Below are 18216 nucleotides of genomic sequence, written 5' to 3'. Positions count from 1 at the left end.
AGATTAGTGAGGTGCTCTTCTTTTTTCAATCACTTTCGAAGTTGAGAGTGGGGTATATTAAATAAAATTCAGTCATACATTATAGACGTAAACCTCTAGTAGCGCCAATAACTGTCATTTTTACTTGCACAAAAAATAGTGCGAATAATGAACAGTTTGCGTAAGAATCGAGCACGACGCCATACACACCTTGGTTAAATTATTACCCAACTGTAGCGAATACGTCAGCAGTTGACGTTTGGCAAGTCTTAAATGCAAAAAGATGTGTCAAAAGTTTGCGATGCAATCAAATTATGCGCATAATAGCCGCATTAGTAGCAACCACAAGTGACTCAATATGATGAAAATAAAGCCAATTATTACTGCCATATCTATCGCAGCTGTAAGTGCCAGTGTAGCCGCACTTGCTGCACCTGCCGATAGTACTCGCACATTGCCAGTACGCACGGCTGACGCTATGCCGGGTCTTGCCAAAAAGGTTAGCCTTAATGTGCAAGAGAACCGTAGTCGCTCAGATGGCGCTGCTACTGTACAGTTAAATACAGAGAAAGCGAAACCAGTCGACAGCATGAACCAGCTTATCAATAACAAGCAAGAAGCCAACCAAAACGTGCCAGCCCCAGCTGCTGACAATATGAGTGCAGCAGAACTGACGCGTAAAGATGAGCAAGCTGACCGCAATGATGACATTAGTGAAGGTCAAGCCGTCGCTGCGCCTAGCGACCTATCATCTATCGACTCGTCTGATCCACTCGCTTTTGAGTTACCAGAGAGTGAGAAGCGTCAAGACTTTAGCGACGATCCAACCATCAAAAATATCGAAGACAAAGATGGTAAGAAGCACACAACGCTGAACTTATCGAACTATGCTAAGCAAGTGAACGGTGCTGTCTGGTCACCTAATATGAAAGTCAACTCAGCGATGACGATCAAAATGCAGGCGCTGCTCGATTGGAACCATGCTTCTCCTGGTCCTATCGATGGCGGTTGGGGTATGAACAGCAAAAAAGCCCTTGTTAACTTCCAAACGATGAAAGGCTTGCCAGCGACTGGTAAAATGGATCAAAAAACTTGGGATGCATTGGTTAAAAACATCCCTGCGAATAAACCTGTACTGGTCACTTATACGTTGACCGCAGACGATATCAATACCAATTTTGCGACCACGCCTTCTGGCTCAGAAGCGAAGTCAAAAATGAAAGGTCTTTATTATCAAGATATTAAAGAGATGCTAGGTGAACGTTTCCATATGGATGTACGTTACTTAGATAAACTCAACAAAAATAAAAAGTATGCTGTTGGCGAGACTATCACAGTGCTAAATACTCGTGACAAGCTGAATCAACGTATCAATCGCGTAGTCGCTAACAAAGCCGATAAAACATTGTATGCCTATAATGGTGACAAATTGGTTGCTACTTATCCGACGACCGTTGGTAGTGATGCCACACCGTCTCCAAAAGGCACATTCAAAATTATCAATAAAGTGAAAATGCCTTGGTATAAATCAACCGTTGGTGAAGGCGCTCAAAAGAAAGTTCACATGATAGCACCAGGACCAAACAACCCAGTCGGTGTCGTTTGGATGGGATTATCTAAGCCTTCTTACGGTTTACATGGCTCACCAGTACCTGAAGGTATCAGTCGTCAAGGCTCAGCAGGTTGTGTTCGTTTGACCAACTGGGATGTGTTAGAAGTTTATGCCAATATCGAAAATGGCGCAGTTGTCGAACTTCAATAAATAGAACCTTATTGAATCTAGCTTCGATGCTAGTTAGCAGATATTTTTAATGATAAAAAAGACCTCAATATTGAGGTCTTTTTTGTTTGTTGATAGGTGGTTCCACTTTACATCGATAACACTGCTTGTCTTTATGTTTTACTGTTCGCCTTTATGTCTTATAGCCTTCCTCATTCCCAGTAATACTGCCAATTTTTTTGGTAAAGAATAATCCTGCAGGTATCGAAGCTAGAACGCCCAATCCAACTGCTATTTGAATATGAAATATCTCATTGAACCCTGTAATGAGAGCTCCGATCATAAAAAGTCCGATAGTCACGGTGGCTGTCATTGAGTAGATGACAGAAAATAATGGCCAGTTCATAAGTTATTCCTTATCTTTATTGTGGATATAATATATTTAACCTTAATTCCACAAAAAAAGTAAGTATTTACCGTGAACCCTTGTAGCATCTATATTAGATGACTTTTGAATAAAAACCATGCTAATATTAAGGTTTTAGACTTAAATATAAGAAACATCAGTTCTTACCCCCATCTTCTCTCAACTCTTTTTTACAACTTTCAAGAATCTCCTATATCTTTATCTATTTATCATTACAATAATGACTTTCTTTATCTACTAAGAACACTATCTGCTATGTCCTCATCTGAAAAAAACACTGCGCCTAACTCAGTGGATCAAAATGATTCATCAGCCATTACTGACGCTTCTCACAATCAAGACGCGTTAATTGATCCAGTAGTTGATGATGCTGTAGACAATGATGAAAGCGAAGACAATCAACACAAGCAATCGACTGATACAGATGACGAAATAGACTCCGAAGTAGACACTGAGTGTGCGCAGCCACCTGACGCTGAGATAACGATGGAAACCATCAGTGACGATGTGGTCGTGGCAACATTGGAATCGACAGAACCTGAGTCACAATCAAATACTGAAGCGTCAGAGGTTGCAGAATCAGAGTCTATAGAAGCGAAAGAAAAGTCCGATTTCTTCCAGTCGGATACGGCAGAAACAACAGAAAAAAGTGCTCAAGATGATAGTGATGCTGAAGTAACGGTAGAAGTAGAAGACGACTATGCTGATGACCCTGCTGATGACACAAATATCGCAGCACAGTCATCAGATAACAAAACAGCCAATCAACCAAAAACAAAAAACAAATCTAGTCGCGATGACGACCATCAAAATAATGACTCAGAAGATAAAAACCAAAGTAAAAACACCGATGTAGAAGATAGCGACGCTCAAAAACCTCAAGATGAAAGTGACGAAGATGAGGTTCAAGAGGAAAAAGAAGCCAAGCTTGAATCTTATAAGCAGTTTGTCGCCGAGCAGTTCAGCAATCAAAAGGTAGATTACCCAGAAGTACGGGTTAGAATCGAGGCGAACGCGCTGCCTAGCAAGATGTACTTCATCATGAACATCTTATCTGCCATCATTGCGAGTTATGGCCTAGTGACCAATTCAGCAGCCGTGGTCATTGGAGCAATGTTAGTTGCGATGATGCTAGGCCCTATTACGGGTATAGCGCTAGCAATTATCGATCACCGTATGCCACTGCTACGTAAGTCGCTTTTTACCGTTATTATCGGTGTCTCGCTGGTGGTATTGGTCGGCTTTATCGTTGGTTGGCTACATAAAGACCAACCGCTAACGGCAGAAATCCTATCACGTACCCAGCCCACCTCTATGGATTTAATGATTGCCTTAGCAGGTGGTACAGCTGGCGCGTACGCGATGGTATCTCCGCATCTCTCGGTTGCGGTTGTTGGCGTTGCGGTTGCCACAGCCTTGGTGCCACCACTGGCTGCTAGTGGTATCTTGCTCGCTAATGGCGAGATGCAGCTTGGGCTTGGTGCGCTATTATTGGCAGCGACCAACATTCTTGCTATCCAGTTTACCAATGCGCTTGTCTTATGGGTCTTAGGGTTTCGTCGTTTGGTCGATGACGATTATAAATCCAATACCTATTTGACTTTTTTGCAGCGTAACGCCGTGACTTTATTACTACTTGGTGGCTTAGGTGCCTACTTAACCATCAACCTACAGACCAATGCCAAGCAGCAAGTGTTTGAGAGTAATGTCAAAGAAACCATCAACAACTACTTTATCGATCAAGGCAATGTATTAACCAATACGCAATTTGATACCTCAGAAGAAAATCAAGTAGTGCGGGCAATCGTACGTGGAGAGACTTTGCCGAGCTCATATGACGTACGCCAGATTGAGACACTCATTACTAATGATATGGCAGAGAATTTCCCAGAGTACTTGCCAATTAAGCTCCAACTACGTTATTTGCCTGTGCAAGTAATCGAGTCCAATCCAACGACGCAAGACAAATTGGATGAAACGGATGCGGCAATTTTGACCAATTAATCTTAATACTCTATAAATTAGGCGATGACTAGCACACGTATAATAACCTAGTAGTTATAACTCTTGTACCAAGAGCTTGGGCGTTTGTGCTAAAATCGCTTGCAAAATTATTTTATGTCATTTACTCAATTCTATCCGTCAGTAAGGAGCCGCTGTGAGCCAGCCATTTCGCTCAGCCGATATTCGCCAAGCCTTTATCGATTTTTTCATAAGCAAGCAGCACACCCAAGTTTCATCGTCTAGCTTGATTCCACACAATGATCCGACATTGCTATTTACCAATGCCGGTATGAATCAATTTAAAGAAACCTTTTTGGGTATGGAACCACGTGACTATACACGTGCGGTAACCTCGCAAAAGTGCGTACGTGCTGGCGGCAAACATAATGATTTGGATAATGTCGGCTATACCGCACGTCATCATACTTTCTTTGAAATGCTTGGTAATTTCTCGTTTGGTGATTATTTCAAGCAAGCAGGCATCGAGTACATTTGGGAGTTTTTGACCTCGGAGAAGTGGTTAGCGATTGATAAAAATCGTCTTTATGTCACTATCTATGAAACTGACGACGAAGCCTTTGAGATTTGGAATAAAAATATCGGCATTCCAAGTGAGCGCATCATTCGTATTGGTGATAACAAGGGTGCTCCTTACGCTTCTGATAACTTTTGGACAATGGGTGATACTGGTCCTTGTGGTCCTTGTACCGAAGTCTTTTATGACCATGGCGCCGACATCGAAGGCGGCTTGCCAGGTACCCCAGAAGAAGACGGCGATCGCTATATTGAGATTTGGAACTGCGTATTCATGCAGTTCAATCGTCAAAAAGACGGCACGCTATTACCACTCCCTGCACCTAGCGTCGATACAGGCATGGGGCTTGAGCGTATTAGTGCCATCATGCAAGGCGTTCATGGCAACTATGAGATCGACTTGTTTGTCCATTTGATGGACGCAGCGGCTGACATCTTAGAAATCAATAATGAGCAACAATCATCATTAAAAGTCATCGCCGACCATATTCGTGCTGTAGCATTTTTGATTGCTGATGGTGTCACGCCAAGTAACGAAGGTCGTGGCTATGTATTGCGCCGTGTCATTCGTCGCGCAGTACGTCATGGCAACAAACTTGGTGCTGATAGCGAATTCTTCTATAAAATGGTTGCGCCGCTTGTGGCTGAAATGGGCAGTGCCTATCCTGAGCTAAAAGACAAGCAGAGCGTCATCGAAAACGCCATTCAAAAAGAAGAAGCACAGTTTGCTAAAACACTGGCACAAGGCTTACGTTTACTTGCCAGCGAACTTGAAGGCTTGCAAGATGGCGATACGCTATCTGGTGAAGCGGCATTTAAGCTTTATGATACCTATGGTTTCCCACTTGATTTGACCGCCGATATCACTCGTGAGCGTGGTATTGCTATTGATGAAGCGGAATTTGATGAGCATATGCAGGCACAACGTGAGCGTGCGCGTGATGCTGGCAAGTTTGACGTCGATTACAGCAGTGTCATCCAAGTAGAAACACCAACGACATTTATCGGCTATGAGCAGCTTGAAGAAGACGGCGTGACTATTGACGCGCTTTATCAAGACGGCAACCCAGCAGACAGCTTAACAGAAGGCATGGAAGGCGTTGTGGTATTAGATCGCACCCCATTTTATGCCGAAGGTGGTGGTCAAGTTGGTGAGCTTGGTGAAATTCGTACAGCATCTGGCGTCTTTGAAGTACAAGATACCAAAAAATCTGGTCAGGCGATTATCCATTATGGTGTCGTGACCATGGGTGATATCAGTACTAAGCAGACTGCTGAAGCGCAAGTACTGTCCAGCATTCGTGCAGCCAGCGCCAAAAACCACTCAGCCACTCACCTATTGCATGCAGCGCTAAGAGAAGTATTGGGTGACGCAGTCACGCAAAAAGGCTCACTAGTCTCAAGCGAAGTGCTACGTTTTGACTTTGCTTATGATAAGCCTGTTAGCGCCGCTGAAATCATGCGTGTCGAACGTCTCGTTAATGAGCAAATTCAAGCCAATACCCCTGCCCGTATCGAGCACATGTCGATTGACGAAGCGATGAACCAAGGCGCTATGGCACTGTTTGGTGAAAAGTATGGCAGTGACGTTCGAGTCCTAACCATGGGTACAGACCGTATCGTTGATGGTCAGCGCAAGCCTTTCTCTATCGAGCTATGTGGTGGCTTACATGTACAGCGTACGGGCGATATCGGTGTGCTAAAAATCACCAGTGAGTCTGGTATTGCGGCTGGTATCCGCCGAGTTGAAGCTGTCACTGGCATGAATGCGGTCAAAAACATTCAGCAAAGCGAGCAACAACTGAGCGAATTGGCAAGTCAGCTGAAAGTAAAACGTCCTGAAGTGGCGCAGCGTGTCCGTACGATGGCTGATAAGCAGCGTGACCTAGAAAAACAACTAGAACGTTTGCAACAAAAAATCGCCAGCGCTCAAGCAGCCAATTTGCTTGATGATGTACAAACGATCGCAGGTACGCCAGTTCTTATCAGCACCTTAAGTGGTATCGATGGTAAATCTATCCGTACACTGATGGACGATATCAAATCAAAACTGCCTGATAGTGTGATTGTATTGATTGGTGATAAAGATGACCAGTTAGCACTCGCAGCGAGCGTCGCAAAATCTATCACTGCTAAAGTGAAAGCTGGTGATATTATTCGTCATTTGGCAGGTGAGCTTGGTGGTAAAGGTGGAGGTAAGCCTGACTACGCACAAGGAGGCGCACCGAAGTCTAGCAACAGTACATCGATTATCAGCGCTCTACCTGCTTGGATTGAAACCCAGCTTAGCTAAACTAGCGAATATTAAGCTAGTGAATATATTGGTATAACGCATCACAATGTACCTTATATTTATCGCATAGCTTTACTCTACTACGCATAAAATACATGATTGGTTATAACTACTATAACCAATCGCCATACATCTAAGCGCTCCTGAGGCTTAAAGTTATGCGGTAGATATGGTATAAAGGTCAACGTTTGGGCATATTGTTCATTCCATAAGGTTGATAGATACCATTAGAAGAATGAAAAACCTAAAGGCATAACTCTTATCATCTGGCTTTATTTATACAAGCATTGGCGAGTATCACATTGACTCTCATCAATGACAATAAAAAGTCATTATTGAATAAATAGGTAGATTTTTATGGCGTTAATAGTACAGAAATACGGCGGCACCTCGATGGGCAGTATCGACCGCATCAAAAACGTCGCCAAACGAGTCAAACGCTGGCATGACAATGGTCATCAAGTGGTCGTCGTGGTCTCAGCCATGAGCGGCGAAACCAACCGTTTGATTGATCTAGCTCGCCAAATTAGCACACAGCCTGATCCTCGCGAATACGATCAAATGGTCTCAACAGGTGAACAGGTTTCTATCTCGCTACTCGCTATGGCGATTAAAGAGCTTGGTATTGGTGCGCGTTCAATGACTGGTCGCCAAGTCGCGATTAAAACCGACAATGCCCATAACAAAGCCCGTATCGAAAGCATCGATGATAAAAACATACGTGAGCAATTAGATGCTGGCAATATCGTTATTGTGGCAGGTTTCCAAGGTATCGACGAAGAAGGTAACGCGACCACATTAGGACGCGGCGGTTCTGATACCACAGGTGTGGCGATTGCCGCGGCCTTGGGCGCTGACGAGTGTCAAATTTATACCGATGTCGATGGTGTTTATACCACTGACCCTCGTGTAACCTCAAAAGCCAAAAAGCTTGAAAAAATTACATTTGAAGAAATGCTCGAAATGGCCAGTCTTGGCTCTAAGATTCTACAGATTCGCTCAGTAGAATTCGCTGGTAAATACGGCGTGCCGCTGCGTGTACTTTCTAGCTTTGATGAAAACACAGACGGTAGCTTTGACCAAGAATTTCAAGACAACGTGGGTACCCTAATTACGATAGACGAAGGAGACAATATGGAACAGGCAATCATCTCAGGTATCGCGTTCAACAGAGACGAAGCAAAAATCTTGGTACGCGGCGTGCCTGACCATCCTGGTATCGCCTCTGCTATCTTAAGCCCAATTGGTCGTGCCAATATCGAAATCGATATGATTGTACAAAATCTTTCGGATAACGGTACTACTGATTTTACTTTCACGGTCAACCGCACTGATTTAGATAAGACGCTAAAAGTGCTTAACGAAGAAGTGAAAGATGAAATTGGTGCCAAAGAAATATTGGGCAACAGTGAAGTCGTCAAAGTGTCATTGGTTGGTGTTGGCATGCGTTCACACGCAGGTGTCGCTAGTCTTATGTTCCAAACACTGGCTGAAAACAACATCAATATCCAAATGATTTCAACCAGCGAAATCAAAGTGTCGGTCCTAATTCAGGATCAACACTTAGAAAAAGCCGTTAAGTCATTGCACACGGCATTTGGCCTAGATCGTGAAGACGGTGAAAGCAAAATCGCTGGGCTATAAGACATAAAAACTGTTAAAATATAGCATTAGCTTTAATGGTTATCTATTAACCGCTATTAATGAATTTATACTTTATATAGTATGTAGATAAACAGCATTTAAATTAATAGCGTTTGAATTAATAGTATCTAAATAAAAACAGTACTTAAATAAAATAGGATCTTTTTAGGTCCTATTTTTATTTTTTAGCATAGTTGAAATGAGCATTTACCTAATAGTTTTGTGAAAAACCGTGACAGTATCTGTTATGCCGCCTATAATGGGGCTTTCATTTGGGCTAAATGAATCTACCTATCATTACCGCTATTGGCACGATATCTGGCATCGTGATAATGGTTATATTGCGTGTTTGGTGCTGCGGTGATGTTCTGCAATTGAGAAGTAATCTGATGAGTAATAATTTGTTGATGCGACATAAGGAGTGTGACGCATGTTAATTTTGACACGCCGCGTGGGCGAAACGCTAATGATTGGCGACGAAGTAAGTGTGACGGTTCTAGGCGTCAAAGGCAATCAAGTACGTATCGGTGTAAACGCACCTAAAGATATTGCAGTACACCGCGAAGAGATTTATCAACGTATTCAGCATGAGCGTTCTGTACAGTCGCAAATGCAGCATCTTGAGCAAGGCAACTTTTCGCCTTCGTTTGATGATGAAGATTACTTTAATCGCTAAGCTAGCTAAATTATAATGCTGAACGCTCAACGGCTACTATCATCATTGAGCACACATAAATATTATATTGTTTTTTTAATCTGCTCTGAGGTCATTTATTTATGAGTATCCGCCAATCAGATGTATCGGCATTACTTAATGGTTTGAACAAAAAAGCCATTGGATTCAATGATGTCATCAGCTTTATCGATGATTTTTATCGCTATGCACCTGCCCCTTTTGTAAATGGGATGGTACATAATGCAGCCGGTGAGAACGAAGGTAGCGCAAAGATTTTTGGTTTTGCTAAGCACCATGGCTTGAACCAATTGGACACGCTTAAACTATTTGGCGAACATTATGCCAAGGTTCAAGCAACGCCTAACGGTACCGATCATGCCAATATCCGTAATTTTTTACATTGGGGCTGGCAAGGATTTTTGATGCAAAAGAACCCGCTAACGGTTCGTCCTAGTGTCGATACGACTGCTATTTAATCACTTATGATGATTAAGCTATTTCTGATGATTTAATTATTGGTAAAGTAAAAAAAGCCACGCTATATAGCGTGGCTTTTTTATGGTAGTTGTTTTTATAACAACCATTATAGACTTACTTATTTGTAGATCTATTTATCACGAAACTTAACAGGCTGTACCGCACCTTTAGGATTTGGCATATTAGGATAGTGATGCTCATGCTCGACATCACATTCAGCACCAACGACAGAGCCATCGTCTTTTACGGGTTTATGAATATAACCTGTACGCTCGGCTGGCGGTAGGTGCTCATGCTCCCATACCATCACTGCTTGCATACAAGTCTCGCGCTGCTCAGCGGTAATCTTACGACCGTCAGGCCATTTACCTAGCTCAATCGCCATACGAAATTTATCAACCACTTCGGGCGTTAGACTTGCTAGTATTGTTTGTTTATCCATCTTGCCTACTCTCCACTACCATTTTTTGCATCATATTTGGGTCTAATAGATACGCTTATTCATCGTCTATAATATCATCATCGACATCAAGACTGAATTCTTCGGCATGTACGTTCCAGTGCAGCTTTGTACGGCAGGCCTCATAAAAGTCAAACCCAGGTGGGTGCAGCAAGGTAAGCTTATCCGGATGCTTACGAATATGGAGGCGCTGCTCTTGCTCAAGTGGCACGCTTGGCTTACCGTCCGCACTCACCATTGGCTGAGTACGATTGTCTTCGTGGATACGAATACAGACCTCACTATTACCGCTGACCACAATCGGTCTGCTAGATAACGTATGGGGATGCATCGGCACCAGACAAATAGCATCCATACTCGGATGAATGATTGGACCGCCGCCTGATAAGGCGTAAGCGGTAGAGCCAGTCGGTGTTGCCGCTATTAAGCCATCACTATGCTGTCTATAAACGTCATGTCCATCAATTTTCATCTGAAAATCAATCATATGTACGGATTTACCAGCATGCAGTACGATGTCGTTCAGGGCCATGTCTTCATGGATAATTTTGCGACCTTCTCGTATCTCCATCGTCAATAAAAACCGATGGTCCAGTTGATAGTCTCCCATCAATACTTGGCGTAACTTGAAGGCAGCTTCATCAGGTTTTACGTCTGCTAAAAATCCTAGACGACCACGGTTAACCCCTAATACAGGTACACGGTAGCGTGCTAGCGCCTCAGCGGCATGTAATATCGAACCATCACCGCCAACAACAATAACCAAATCACAAATCTCACCAATCAAACCACGTTTGACGATTTTGACTCTTTCTATATCTGTGAGGTCAAGCGTTGGTAAATTGGCTGTTTGTACATCCATTATCAAAGTCAAATTCATATCATTGACGGTTTGGGCAATCTGTACCAAGCTTCGAGTGACACTACGTTTACCAGCACGGCCCATTAGACCAATACGCCTAAAGGCGGGGTTTTTAATAGCGTGGAATAGCTCTGATTCATGTAAGTGTGGCAATCTTGCTGACTGCGCTGAGTTTTCCATAAAACGACTCGGTATAACGGTAAAGTACAAGGTAATGATAGCGATAAATGCGCGCTTAGACTAGCATGTTTATGAATTATCGTTGTTAACTGTCGTAACTGACCCCATATAAAAGCTATCGAATGTTTTACTTAGTCAGATCTTTCTGTTCAGTTTTTCAATTAGCGTATTGAGCGATACAGTAGCCCGATGCGCTAGCCAATGAGCAGTCTAAGGTTGCACCGCAGCAGTTGTCACGCAAACACAGTTGACAATAATGGCGGTTTTGCTAAAGTAACTAACATCACTATTTTTATATTTTATTATTAAGGACTTATGTATGGCCAATCCTATTGTCAGTCGCGCAGAACTTGCGATCGGCGGTAATCCAATGACGGTCAAGGGCGTAATTCAAAAGACCAGCTTGTTACTTGGTTTATCAGCTATTACTGGTGTGGGCTTTTTCTTTTATGCGCTTATGGCAGGTTTATCGCAAGGTTTTATTACGATGGCAGCCTTTGGTAGCATGATTGCTGCGTTTGTTCTTGCCCTTTTTATCACTTTTAAGCCACAAAAAGCCAAGACGTTGGCAGTGCCTTATGCATTGCTAGAAGGTATCTTTTTGGGCGGTATCTCATTATTTTTCATGAGAATGTATCCAACAGTACCAGTCACGGCGATGTGCGCAACTTTCGTCACAGCTGCGGTTATGCTTGGTCTATATCGTTCAGGTTTAGTTAAGGTTACTGAAAAGTTCCGCTCTATCGTGACCTCAGCGGTTATTGCCATTATGCTTGTTTATGTAGCACAGTGGGTACTTTCTCTAGCGTTTGGTTCATCATTGCCGTTCCTATTTGAAGGTGGCGCTATCGCTATTGGCTTTAGCTTATTTGTCATCGTTATCGCTTCTTTCACCTTGCTATTAGATTTCGATAATATTGATCGCGGTGTTGCGATGGGTGTTTCTGAAGATTACGAATGGTTGTTCAGTATTGGTATTCTTGCAACCCTCGTCTGGATGTATATCGAATTTATGCGTCTGCTAAGCTATCTACAAGACTAATTGTAAGAGTAACCTAACAGTATCTCTGTATAGAAAAAACCGCCTTCCATTTGATGCAAGGCGGTTTTTTTATGGGCAAACTTTACAGACCTGTTTACATTAAATACTTTTTAAAGAGACTAAGCACGTTTTAGACGCAATGCATTTAATACAACAAACAATGAGCTGAGCGACATACCAATTGCAGCGAGCCATGGTGGCACATAGCCTAAAGCCGCTGGTATCAGGACGATACTGTTGTAAGCGAGCGCCCAACGGAAATTTTGCTTGATAATACGTTCCGTCTTATCAGAGATGCGTTTAGCCGCAGTGATGGCCTCGATCTGTCCATTTAAGATAATACTATCACTAGATACTTGTGCTAAGTCTGCCGCACCTGCAATCGAGGTCGACACATCTGCTGCGGCTAGCACTGGTGCATCGTTGATACCATCACCTACCATCAATACCACAGCACCATTAGCTTGCAACTGCTGGATATGATTGACCTTATCAGTTGGTGATAGTCCATTGTATGCTGCTTGCATACCTAAACTCTCAGCCATGACTAGCGCTTGCGGGCTTGGATCACCTGTCAACATAACAGACTCGATACCTAGTGCTTTAAGCGTATCGAGCATCGACTGCGCACTATCACGTACCTTGTCATTGAAATAAAAGCATGCCAGCGCTTGCCATTTTTTGCTATCAGTATTTTGATAAGACAATACCACTGCTGAGCTGGCTCGCTGAGCTACCAGATCAATGGTTAAATCATTACTAGCATCTATATCATTGGCGCTATTATCTGTTCTGTCTAACGCAAAGTCCTTGTGACCGATTCGATATACAGTGCCATCAATCATCGCTTCTACACCGCCTGCTGGATAATGCTGTACGGCTTGCGTCGATGGTAGATGTAACTGATAGGCTGCCGTCAGTAACGCGTGGGCAATTGGATGACGACTCCCTACTTCTAGTGCAGCTGCAATGGCCAACAGCGTATCTTTTTGCGCTGTTAATGACAAATCGTCAGTTTCGGTCTGGCTTTTTGATGTGATTAACTCGATATTTAGTAGGTTTGGTTTGCCATAAGTCAGCGTGCCAGTTTTATCAAAAGCAACATGCGTGATTTCAGCTAGCGTTTGTAATGTATGTCCACGCGTCGTCAAAAAACCATAACTTGCCAGACGATTGGTTGAGACGGTCAAGGCAATCGGCGTCGCCAATGACAATGCACATGGACAAGTAGCGACTAAGACTGCCACGGTTGCCCAAATGGCTTGGCTTGGGTCAACAATATACCAGCCGACAAATACTAAGACGGATAAAACCAAAATACGCGCGACAAACCAACGTGCCAGCTTATCTGCTTGCTGCGCCAATTTGGGTTTTTCGCTCATGGCACGATTCATCAATCGATCAATTAAGCCTATCTGACTGTCTTTTGGTAAGGCGGTGACTAGCATCTCAAACGGCTGGCTATCGTTTTGTGCACCACCAACAATATAATCGCCTTGAGATTTGATGATTAAATCACCCTCGCCCGTCAGTAGACTTTGTGACACTGTTGCAGTAGAGCTTAGCAAGATACCATCACTGATAATCTCAGAACCCGCTTCAACCAAAATGATGTCGCCCACTTGTAAACTATGAGCGGTGACCATTTGCTTTGACTCTATATCGCCTTCGGGCTGTGATTGCGTATTCGGTTGGTTACGTGACTGCTGCCATTCTTGAGCGATACGCGATGTGAGCTGATAAACATTGGCGTCCATACGCTGCATAAAGTCAGGCATCGGCTCTACTGTAGCCGACTCACCTTTAGTAGTTTCATTTTCAATAAGCTCATCTTGCTGAGACTCATTTTCTTTCAGCAGTTGTAAAATACGCTCGGCAGCTGCTTTGTCTTCAGCGACTTTTTGCACCAATACCGGCTCGACCACCACCAAATCATTAGCCATAGTCGCGGCTTTTAGACGTGCGTTATGCTCGATATAACGCCCTGCTAACAGAAAGAAGATAAACATGCTGACCGAGTCATAATACGTCTCCCCTTGCCCAGTGATGGTAGCGTAGAGACTGGCAAAGAAAGTGATAATCAATGCAAGACTGACGGGCACATCCATATTGACTTGGCGCGCACGAATTGCTGACCATGCAGAGGTGAAGAAAGGAATGCCAGCATAGAAAAATACAGGCGTACTCACAAATAAAGACACCCAACGCAAAAAGTCACGTTGGAATATCAACATGTCGCTATACTCACCAAAATAAAGCGCAACGGCATACATCATCGCTTGCATCGAACCTAGTGCAGCGATGCCGAGACGCAATAGCATTTGATTGTTATGACGTGCCAGCATGGCTTCGTGTGTATCTTGGCGATAAGGCTTGGCTTCGTAGCCGATTTCGTTGATGACCGCTAAAATACGACTGATGGGTAATTTGTTTTCATCCCAAATGACCCGCATACGTTGGTTGGTCAAATTTACCTGACATTTACCAATACCCTCTAGCTCATCGAGACGCGACTCAATCAGCCAAGTACAAGCAGCACAGCGTAAGTTATTAACAGACAGCTCTGCTACTGACATGCCATCTTGCGCGTAAACGAATTGCGATTTTATCTCGTCATGATCGTAGACCTCGAGACGCGTCAGCTGAGTTGGCAAACTTGCCGTACGGTTAATCTCTGAACGGTCAAGATAATACTGCTCAAGACCAGCCTCTACTATGCTTTGGGCAGCTAACTGACAGCCCATACAACACATCTCTCGTGACTGACCTAATATCTCAGCATGAAACGGTGGCTGAGGTACGGGATCACCACAGTGAAAACAGTGGTCAGCCAGCGGAAGCACTAAGCCTTCGATGATAGAGGTGTCTTCGTAAGAATGATTGATAGCAGATGATACTGATGATGGGATACTAGACATAGTCGCGCTTACTTCCTTTGACAGGCTTGCTCAAAATGCATTCATTTAAAGCAAACTTGCTCGTATTGACTGTACTGTACGTCATGCAATAGAGCCGTTTTTAATCACTTAAATATCACTACCGCTAGTAGCATAATATTGATAACGAACGGCTAATAGCAAACCATTAGCAACAGCGAATTCATACAAAATACATCGTGAGGGCAATCGTAAATTGTTATCTTATATGGCGTTTATCTACCAGATTGAAAGTGACTGACGCTTTATTACAAGTATCGGTATTTTAATAGGGATTATACTATAAGCTATCGCTATGAGCAGTATCATTGCTCATGGTCTACGACCAATAAATGCCTGCGTTGACGATGATAGATTGAAAAATTTGTCAATTTGCGTCATTATGAGGCAGTTTTTTATCCAAAAATGGTGCGACATCCGTGCAAAAACCTAATTACAAGTTACCAAATACCAAGTTATCAGCGTCATCTAAGTCTGCTATGCACACGCTACCCTCGCAGCAGCGCGGCTTGGTTTTTAGTAGTCTGCTATTAATTATCATTATCGCAGGCATGGTGCTATTGGCGCTGTATTTGATCAAACTTGATCGCACCATTACTCATAAGTTTGAGGGCAAGCGCTGGGACATTCCAGCCAAAGTGTATTCGCAGCCGCTTGAGCTGTATCAAGGCGCCAATGTCGATAGAGATACGATGAAGACATGGCTAGAGTTGCTCAATTATCAAAGCAACAAAGCTTATGATCGTACAGGTACCTATCATCGAACAGGTAATACTTACTTTATTCACACGCGCGGCTTTACGTATAGTGCTAATGATAAAGATGCCGAGCAAGTCATCAAAATGACGATTTCTGGCAATAAAGTAGAATCTATCCAGAGTACTCTGCCTGCCAAAAGCGGCATCATTCGTTTAGAGCCTGTCAATATCGGTGGTATCTATCCAGACAGTAATGAAGATCGGATGGTTGTGTCTTTGGACGAAGTGCCTCAGCCGTTAATTGATGCCCTTATCGCTACCGAAGATCGCGCGTTTTATGAGCATAAAGGGGTATCGGTACGTGGTATCGCCCGTGCCGTAATCAATAACTTTACTGGTGGTGCCAGACAAGGTGGTTCGACAATCACCCAGCAGCTGATCAAAAACTTTTATCTCAACTCAGATCGCACTATCAAACGCAAAGCCAATGAAGCATTGATGGCCGTGCTACTTGAACTGCATTACAGCAAAGATGAGATTTTACAGACCTATTTGAATGAGATTTATCTGGGTCAAAATGGCAACCGCTCTATCAATGGCTTTGGTTTGGCATCACAGTTTTATTTTGACAAACCACTTAATGAGCTGCGCTTAGATCAGCAAGCGATGCTGGTTGGTATGGCAAAAGGCCCAAGTATCTATAACCCACGTCGTAATCCAAACGACTCAAAAGCACGCCGTGATGTGGTGCTTAATAACATGCTGACCATGGGTACACTGAGCCAAGAAGACTACGACAAAGCCTTAAAGCAACCGCTTGGCATCGTGGATAAGCCTGCTGAAGGCAAAAGTCAGTTCCCTGACTTCTTGGATATTGTTAAACGTGAGCTAAATACCGTTTACTATTCTGACGACCTCAAAAACGAAGGTCTGATTATTATCAGCACCTTAGACCCTATCGCTCAATTGGCAGCAGACAAGGCCGTTGATAGAAAACTTGGTGAGCTGCGTCGTAATAGTAGCAAAACTAAGGATTTACAAGGCGCGTTAGTGAGTGCCAACCCTGAGACTGGCGAGCTAGTGTCTGTTGTAGGTAGTGGTAGTGAATTTACAGGGTTTAACCGTGCGGTCGATGCCAAACGCCAAGTCGGCTCATTGCTTAAACCTATCATTTATATGACTGCGCTTGAGAGCGGTCGTTACAATTTGGCCAGTTCAGTAGATGACTCCCCTATTACGGTCAATCTAAACGACGGTACTGACTGGAACCCTAAAAACTACGACAACCGTGATCATGGCTATGTACCATTTACCACGGCACTATCTCAATCCTATAATCAGGCGGCAGTACGCTTAGGTATGGAGTTCGGCGTTAATACCTTTGCTAAGCAATTACAGCGCATGGGTATCAAAGAAAAAATACCACCTTACCCATCAGCATTGTTAGGCTCAGTTAATTTGAGTCCGATGGATATGCTTGGCATTTATCAAGTCTTTGCCACTGGTGGCTTCCGTACGCCTATTCATAGTATTCGTACGGTCATTGATGATCGCGGCCGTATCTTACAGCGTACTGGGCTTAACACTCAGCGCAGTATTCCACCTGAAACCAACTTTTTGACCAACTATGCATTACAGCAAGTCGTCTCAAATGGTACAGCCAGACGCGCCCAATCACTCGGCAGTAATTTAAACCTAGCCGGAAAAACAGGTACAACAAACGACTACCGTGATGCTTGGTTTGCAGGCTATAGTGGTAACTATGTGAGTGTCGTTTGGGTTGGTCGTGATGATAATAAACCGATTGGTTTAAGTGGTGGCACTGGCGCCTTACCAGTTTGGGTAGATTATATGAAACGCCTAAAACTGACTCCAGTTGCCCTACCAGAGCCAGAAGGTATCGAGTGGTTATGGCTAGAGAACAATTCAGGCAAACTGTCTAATGAACGCTGCGCTAACGCTCGCTACTTACCAGTAATGTCAGCTCACCTACCAGAAGAAGCCAGCAGTTGTGCGCTGAGCCTGTATCAGCAAGATCGCGCTCGTGAACAGACACAGTTTCAGAACCAGCAAGGTGATATCAATCAACAACGTCGCCGCGAAGGTTTAGAGATTCCAAATGTTGAATCTGATGATGCAGCAGGTAGCAGCGAGCAAAGTGAAGGTGATGAAGACCGTGCTGATACTTGGTATGACCGTGCTGTTGAATGGTTCTAGCTATTGAGTGGTTCTAGCTGTTGAATGGCTCTAATAGTGTTTTTGATATTTAGCTTTTAATATTTAA

11 protein-coding genes and 1 pseudogene are annotated in these 18216 nt (G+C 43.5%); 8 read left to right on the top strand and 4 right to left on the bottom strand.

Translation table 11 applies throughout. The features are described from left to right. Window positions 1–337: 337 nt before the first annotated feature. Complete coding sequence (locus FQV37_RS11165; protein ID WP_193834241.1) at window positions 338–1741, top strand: L,D-transpeptidase family protein; 1404 nt, start codon at window positions 338–340, stop codon at window positions 1739–1741. A 151-nt stretch (window positions 1742–1892) separates the two neighbouring features. Here the strand turns inward: FQV37_RS11165 and FQV37_RS11160 are convergent, their stop codons facing one another. Beyond that, window positions 1893–2105, bottom strand: a complete 213-nt coding sequence (locus FQV37_RS11160) for a hypothetical protein (protein ID WP_160023026.1) — start codon at window positions 2103–2105, stop codon at window positions 1893–1895. Window positions 2106–2381: 276 nt separating this feature from the next. On the opposite strand from FQV37_RS11160, the gene FQV37_RS11155 reads away from it, so the two are divergent. From FQV37_RS11155 to FQV37_RS11135, 5 genes and pseudogenes are all read left to right on the top strand, one after another. After that, window positions 2382–4130, top strand: coding sequence for a DUF389 domain-containing protein (locus FQV37_RS11155; protein ID WP_160023024.1), 1749 nt, complete (start codon window positions 2382–2384; stop codon window positions 4128–4130). A 154-nt stretch (window positions 4131–4284) separates the two neighbouring features. Beyond that, window positions 4285–6957, top strand: coding sequence for an alanine--tRNA ligase (alaS, locus tag FQV37_RS11150; protein WP_160023022.1), 2673 nt, complete (start codon window positions 4285–4287; stop codon window positions 6955–6957). Window positions 6958–7314: 357 nt separating this feature from the next. Next, window positions 7315–8601, top strand: a complete 1287-nt coding sequence (locus tag FQV37_RS11145) for an aspartate kinase (protein WP_057759246.1) — start codon at window positions 7315–7317, stop codon at window positions 8599–8601. Window positions 8602–9031: 430 nt separating this feature from the next. Continuing rightward, window positions 9032–9199, top strand: a pseudogene (csrA, locus tag FQV37_RS11140) (carbon storage regulator CsrA); the annotation flags it as partial. 179 nt (window positions 9200–9378) lie between these two features. Further along, window positions 9379–9753 carry a HopJ type III effector protein gene (locus FQV37_RS11135; protein WP_057759243.1) on the top strand — a complete coding sequence of 125 codons (375 nt, stop codon included), beginning with the start codon at window positions 9379–9381 and terminating at the stop codon, window positions 9751–9753. A 131-nt stretch (window positions 9754–9884) separates the two neighbouring features. Here the strand turns inward: FQV37_RS11135 and FQV37_RS11130 are convergent, their stop codons facing one another. Then, the gene (locus FQV37_RS11130) at window positions 9885–10196 is read right to left on the bottom strand and encodes a YeaC family protein (RefSeq protein WP_057759241.1); all 312 of its coding nucleotides are present in this window, start codon (window positions 10194–10196) and stop codon (window positions 9885–9887) included. 55 nt (window positions 10197–10251) lie between these two features. Continuing rightward, window positions 10252–11256 (bottom strand): NAD(+) kinase, encoded by a 1005-nt coding sequence (locus tag FQV37_RS11125; protein WP_167514319.1) that lies wholly within the window; start codon window positions 11254–11256, stop codon window positions 10252–10254. Between the two features lie 319 nt (window positions 11257–11575). Here FQV37_RS11125 and FQV37_RS11120 point away from each other — a divergent pair, with 319 nt between their 5' ends. Further along, window positions 11576–12298: a Bax inhibitor-1/YccA family protein gene (locus FQV37_RS11120; RefSeq protein ID WP_057759239.1), complete on the top strand. Its 723-nt coding sequence runs from the start codon at window positions 11576–11578 to the stop codon at window positions 12296–12298. A gap of 119 nt (window positions 12299–12417) precedes the next feature. Here the strand turns inward: FQV37_RS11120 and FQV37_RS11115 are convergent, their stop codons facing one another. Continuing rightward, window positions 12418–15216 carry a heavy metal translocating P-type ATPase gene (locus tag FQV37_RS11115; RefSeq protein ID WP_160023020.1) on the bottom strand — a complete coding sequence of 933 codons (2799 nt, stop codon included), beginning with the start codon at window positions 15214–15216 and terminating at the stop codon, window positions 12418–12420. 437 nt (window positions 15217–15653) lie between these two features. Between FQV37_RS11115 and mrcB the strand changes: the two genes are divergently transcribed. Beyond that, window positions 15654–18149: a penicillin-binding protein 1B gene (gene mrcB, locus FQV37_RS11110; RefSeq protein WP_416220489.1), complete on the top strand. Its 2496-nt coding sequence runs from the start codon at window positions 15654–15656 to the stop codon at window positions 18147–18149. Window positions 18150–18216 lie beyond the last annotated feature (67 nt).

Source organism: Psychrobacter nivimaris (assembly GCF_009812035.1).
In the GTDB taxonomy this organism is placed as follows: Bacteria; Pseudomonadota; Gammaproteobacteria; order Pseudomonadales; family Moraxellaceae; genus Psychrobacter; species Psychrobacter nivimaris.
The sequence above is the reverse complement of the archived record's forward strand: the minus strand, read 5'-3'. Positions and strand labels throughout refer to the sequence as shown.